Source organism: Rhodoferax sp., assembly GCF_039922535.1.
Taxonomy (GTDB): domain Bacteria; phylum Pseudomonadota; class Gammaproteobacteria; order Burkholderiales; family Burkholderiaceae_C; genus Rhodoferax_B.
Window position 1 is genome coordinate 1 of sequence record NZ_JBDTEM010000490.1, and the last position, 5,088, is coordinate 5,088.

A 5,088-nucleotide genomic window follows, 5' to 3' on the forward strand; every position below is an offset into this window, starting at 1 on the left:
CTACCAGCGAGGTGTCTGGTCGAAACTCTTTAGGGCCGGCGATATCGCTGGCCTTTTGGAGCCAGCGCAAGGTCTCGGCAGGCTGGCCGCGGCGGTCTGACAGGTTGGCCATTTCATACATGGCATCGATATTTTTGTCGTCTACCTTGAGGATGGTAGCCAGACGTGTGGTGGCGCTGTCATAAGATTTAGCCGCAATATCTACACGGGCCAAGTTGATCTTGGCCTCTAGCAGTTTGTCGTCCAGCTGGACTGCCCGCTCAAAGGCTGTTTTGGCGGCGGGCAATACGCCCGCTTGGGCCTGGGCCATGCCCAGTAGGTTGTTGAAACCTGCATTACTGGGCTGCAACTTGACCAATTTGTCGGCAATTCCGACCGCTTTGGCAGTTTGTCCATCGCGCAGATACAAGCCCACCAATGCGATACCCGCCTGGGTTTGCTTGGGGTCTTTGAAGGCGGTTTCGAGTTGCACAATGGCGTCGCCGGTTTTGCCGCCACCGATCAAGCTCAGGCCCAAGGCGGTACGGAACTCGGGCGCATCTTTGCTCGCCAACACTTGCTGCATGATCGCGGTCGCCTTGGCATTGCGACCCTGGGCCATGTTGGCACCGGCCAACAAAGTAAGGGCTTGGCCGTCGCCGGGCTGCACTTTGATGTAGTCCTCCAGCAACTCGGTGGCGCGGGTGAAGTTGCCTTCGGACATATAGATTTGTGCCAGCAACTTCGAAACCGGACTGTTGCCTTGCACGCGCTGGAACGACTCAAAGTAAGGCTTGGCTTTTTCGGGCTCTTTAAGGCCGTAGTGGGCCAAGCCGTTGAGCATCAGCAACTGAGGCCGGTACTGGACGAAAGACGGGGGCACCGGGTCGAGCAAGCTGGTGACTTCGGCCAAGGCGGTGCGGACTGCCGCGCTGTTTCCGCTACGTTCGGCCAAAAGAGCTTTGAAGTAGGCTGCACGGGGTTCACGCGGCGAGAGGCGCTGCAGCTCGGCCACATCTTTGGCGGCATCCGCATCTTTACCTAAATCGATAGCAACACCTGCCCGTGCAACGCGCGCCTCAATATGTTTGGGGTCGATCTGCAAAGCCGCATCGTAGGCCGCAACGGCCGCACGCAAGTTGCCTTGTACATGCAACAGCGCACCTTTTTGGTAGCGTACCTCGGCAGAATTGGGGGCCAGCGCCAAGGCCCGCTCCACCGCCACGTTGGCCTCGGCAAACTGGCGCGCGCGGATGCGTACCGGGACCTCGGCCAACCAAACCTCGGGGCTGCGGCCATCCACCACACGGGCTTCCTCAATCCCTTTGAGCGCACCGCGTGGATCACCCAGATCGGCGCTGGCGGACGCACGCAGCAACAACAATTGCACCTGGGTGCCGGGCGGCAGACCGGCAGGATTGAACTGCGATTGCTCCAGCAACAATTTTTGCTTACCCTGCGCAATGAAGGCCTCGGCCAAAGGCACAACCACCTCGGCACGGTTCACCCCCAGGCGCAAGGCCTCCAGCAAGGCAACCTCGGCCGTGGCGGCCTCGCCGTTGGCCAGCAAGGCTTTGCCCAGCAGTACTTGCACGGGCAGCATGTTTTTGTCGATTTGCAGCGCATTTTTCAGCTGGATGATGGCACCCGGCATGTCGTGCTTTTCGTAACGGCCCAATGCATCTTCGTAAAAACGAGAAGCTTTGCTGTCGGTCACGGCGTAACCGGCCAGGCTGCTGGCGCACAGCAACGCCACAAGAACAGCGCGGTAAGGAGGGGAGATTGGCTTCATGGAAAGGTCCAGCAACAACAAGTGCACACAAGGTACGCGCACCTTTTTGGATGTTATCTGATGTAACAAGTGCCAAAGGCCCTATCGCCACTACAGACGATAAGGAAAAGAACGAAGGGTGATATCCGTCACGTGCCCGTCAAACACGGGCCACAGGCAAGGTCAAGCCAGTGCCGTGAACCGCTCAAATCCGCGTGCCCGCAGCACACACGCCGGACACTCGCCGCAGCCATAGCCCCAGGCATGGCGGTGTACGCGGTCGCCCAGGTAGCAGGTATGGGTGTCTTCGACGATCAAATCCACCAGCGGCTGGCCGCCCAGTTGCTGCGCTAGCTGCCAGGTTTCGGCCTTGTCGATCCACATCAACGGAGTTTCGATCAAAAAACGCTTGTCCATGCCCAGCGACAAGGCCAGTTGCATGGCTTTCATGGTGTCGTCACGGCAATCGGGGTAGCCGGAGAAATCGGTTTCGCAGACACCGGTGACGATCACCTCCAGATCGCGCCGGTAGGCCAGCGCGGCGGCCAGGGTCAGAAACAACAGGTTGCGGCCGGGCACAAAGGTGTTGGGCAGGCCGCCCTCCTCCATCTTGAAGGCCATGTCGCGGGTCAGCGAAGTCTCGCTGACTTGGCCCAGCACCGACAAATCCAGCAAATGGTCTTCGCCCATCTTGCTCGCCCACTGGGGGAACTGGGCTTTGATGTTGGACAGGACGTGCAAGCGCGCGTCCAGCTCGACGTGGTGGCGTTGGCCGTAGTCAAAGGCGACGGTTTCTACGTGGGCGTACTTGGACAGAGCCAAAGCCAGGCAGGTGGTGGAATCTTGCCCACCGGAAAACAAAACAAGGGCGCGGGAATGCATGGATTAAGAACAGCTTCAGACGGGGTGCGAACAATCGGCCAATTTAACATCGAACGCGCCCTGCCCCAACTCTGGACCCCTGCATGCACTACGTGAAGCGATTTCTGAAGGCCGTGTTCCACACCGCGATTGCGCTGGTATTGATCTTTGGTGAATGGGGTTGGGAGCCGCTGGCGCGGGCCATGGACCGTCTGGCGCGCTTGCCGGTCTGGTCGCAACTGGAAGCCTTGATTCGGCGACTGCCGCCCTACGCGGCTTTGCTGCTGTTGTGCGTGCCGATGTTGACCCTGCTGCCGGTCAAGTTGCTGGCGGTGTACTGGATGGCCCGGGGCCACACCGTGCTGGGCCTGCTGGTGGTGCTAGCCGCCAAGGTGGTGGGCACGGCCGTAGCGGCGCGCCTGTTTCAGCTCACCGAACCCAGCTTGATGCAGTTGGCCTGGTTTCGCCGCTGGTATCCACGTTGGCTGGTGTGGAAAGATGGGGTGATTGCGCAAGTGAAGAACGCGCGGCCCTGGCGGCTGGCACAAGCCACTGCGCGACGGGCCCGCCGCACTGTGCGAAAGTTTATAAGCTTTTTAGGTCTCCAGCGCAAATAGCACCTGCGCTAGCGGCTATAAAAAGCATAGTGACGACTATTTACCCCAGCGCAGCACCAGCGGATCCAACCGCTTGGCGGTCTCGATCAAACCGACGCGCACATCGGGGTGCATGGCGGGCCAGGGGTGGCGCGGGGCTTCGCAGGCGATCACGCCACCCTCGGCCATCAGCGACTTGGCGGTGAGGATGCCGCCCTGGCGATTTTCGTAATTGATCAGCGGCAGCCATTTTTGGTACAGCGCGTAAGCTTTGTCGCGGTCGCCCGCACGGTGGGCTTCGATGATGGGGCGGATGCCGTCGGGAAAAGCGCCGCCGGTCATGGCACCGGTGGCACCGGCATCCAGGTCGGGCAGCAGGGTGATGGCTTCTTCGCCGTCCCATGGGCCTTCGATGGCTTCGCCACCCAGGCGGATCAGCTCGCGCAGCTTGCTGGCGGCACCAGCGGTTTCGATCTTGAAATACGACAGGTGCTCGATTTCCTTGGCCATGCGGGCTAGGAAAGCGGCCGACAGCGGCGTGCCTGCAGCCGGCGCGTCCTGGACCATGATAGGAATGTTGACCGCATCCGACAGCTTGGCGTAGAACTCGTAAACCTGCGGCTCGCCTACGCGGAAAGTCGCCCCGTGGTAAGGCGGCATCACCATCAGCATCGCTGCGCCCATGTCTTGCGCGCGGCGGCTGCGCTGGGCGCACACCGTGGTGCCGAAATGGGTAGTGGTGACGATCACCGGCACGCGGCCTGCGACGTGCTCCAGGATGGTCTTGGTCAAAACCTCACGCTCGTCATCCGACAGCAAGAACTGCTCGGAAAAGTTGGCCAGGATACACAGGCCGTCGGAGCCCGCGTCGATCATGAAATCGACACAGCGCTTCTGGCTGGGCAAGTCCAGCTCGCCCGAGGCGGTGAAGGTCGTGGGGACGACCGGGAAGATGCCCCGGTAGCGGGGGTTGGATGCGTTGTGCATGGCGTTCAACTCAAAATTAATGGGAATGGCGGGGAACGGTGGAGCCGCGGCAGCCGACCAAGAAGTCGAAATCGCAGCCGTCATCGGCTTGCAGTACGTGGTCTACATACAGGCGGGCGTAGCCCCCCGACAGCGGTTTGGGCGCAACGCCCGCCAGCGTGGCCAGGCGCTCGGCCAGTTCGGCATCGCTGATGTCCAGGTGCAGGCGGCCTTGGGCACAGTCCAGCTCGATGAAGTCACCGTCGCGCACGGCAGCCAGCGGGCCACCCGCAGCAGCTTCGGGGGCCACGTGCAGCACCACGGTGCCGTAGGCGGTGCCACTCATGCGGGCATCAGAGATGCGCACCATGTCCTTCACGCCCTGGCGCAGCAGCTTGGGTGGCAGACCCATATTGCCCACCTCGGCCATGCCGGGGTAACCTTTGGGGCCGCAGTTCTTCAAGACCATCACACAGGTAGCGTCGATGTCCAGGTCTTCATCAACGATGCGTTCCTTGTAGTGCTCCAGGTTTTCAAACACCACAGCACGGCCTCGGTGCTTGAGCAGCGCGGGCGTGGCAGCAGACGGTTTGAGCACCGCGCCGCGCGGCGACAAATTGCCGCGCAGGATGCAGATGCCGCCGTCGGCAATCAGCGGATTGTCGATGGGGCGGATGACTTCGTCGTTGTACTGGGGTGCTTCGCGCACGTTGTCCCACATGGATTTGCCATTGACGGTGAGCGCGTTGGGATGTGGCAGCAGGCCGTTTTCGCCCAGGCGGCGCATTACGGCGGGCAGGCCACCGGCGTAGTAGAACTCCTCCATCAGGAAGCGGCCCGAAGGCTGCAAATCCACAATGGTCGGCGTACCTTGGCCGATGCGGGTCCAGTCTTCCAGGTCCAGCTGCACGCCGA

At 61.3% G+C, this 5,088-nt stretch carries 5 protein-coding genes; 1 reads left to right on the top strand and 4 read right to left on the bottom strand.

What is annotated here, in order from left to right; genetic code table 11:
• Both ABI213_RS22910 and queC read right to left on the bottom strand, forming a co-directional pair.
• A partial coding sequence (locus ABI213_RS22910; RefSeq protein WP_348028820.1) for a tetratricopeptide repeat protein occupies positions 1-1,771 on the bottom strand: 1,771 nt, incomplete at its 3' end.
• 162 nt (positions 1,772-1,933) lie between these two features.
• On the bottom strand, positions 1,934-2,632 hold the full coding sequence (gene queC, locus ABI213_RS22915; RefSeq protein ID WP_348028822.1) for a 7-cyano-7-deazaguanine synthase QueC: 699 nt from the start codon (positions 2,630-2,632) through the stop codon (positions 1,934-1,936).
• Positions 2,633-2,715: 83 nt separating this feature from the next.
• On the opposite strand from queC, the gene ABI213_RS22920 reads away from it, so the two are divergent.
• Complete coding sequence (locus tag ABI213_RS22920) at positions 2,716-3,228, top strand: hypothetical protein (RefSeq protein WP_348028824.1); 513 nt, start codon at positions 2,716-2,718, stop codon at positions 3,226-3,228.
• Between the two features lie 36 nt (positions 3,229-3,264).
• Here the strand turns inward: ABI213_RS22920 and ABI213_RS22925 are convergent, their stop codons facing one another.
• Both ABI213_RS22925 and ABI213_RS22930 read right to left on the bottom strand, forming a co-directional pair.
• On the bottom strand, positions 3,265-4,194 hold the full coding sequence (locus ABI213_RS22925; RefSeq protein WP_348028826.1) for a dihydrodipicolinate synthase family protein: 930 nt from the start codon (positions 4,192-4,194) through the stop codon (positions 3,265-3,267).
• Positions 4,195-4,210: 16 nt separating this feature from the next.
• The coding region (locus ABI213_RS22930) for a dihydroxy-acid dehydratase (protein WP_348028828.1) at positions 4,211-5,088 on the bottom strand (878 nt) is incomplete at its 5' end.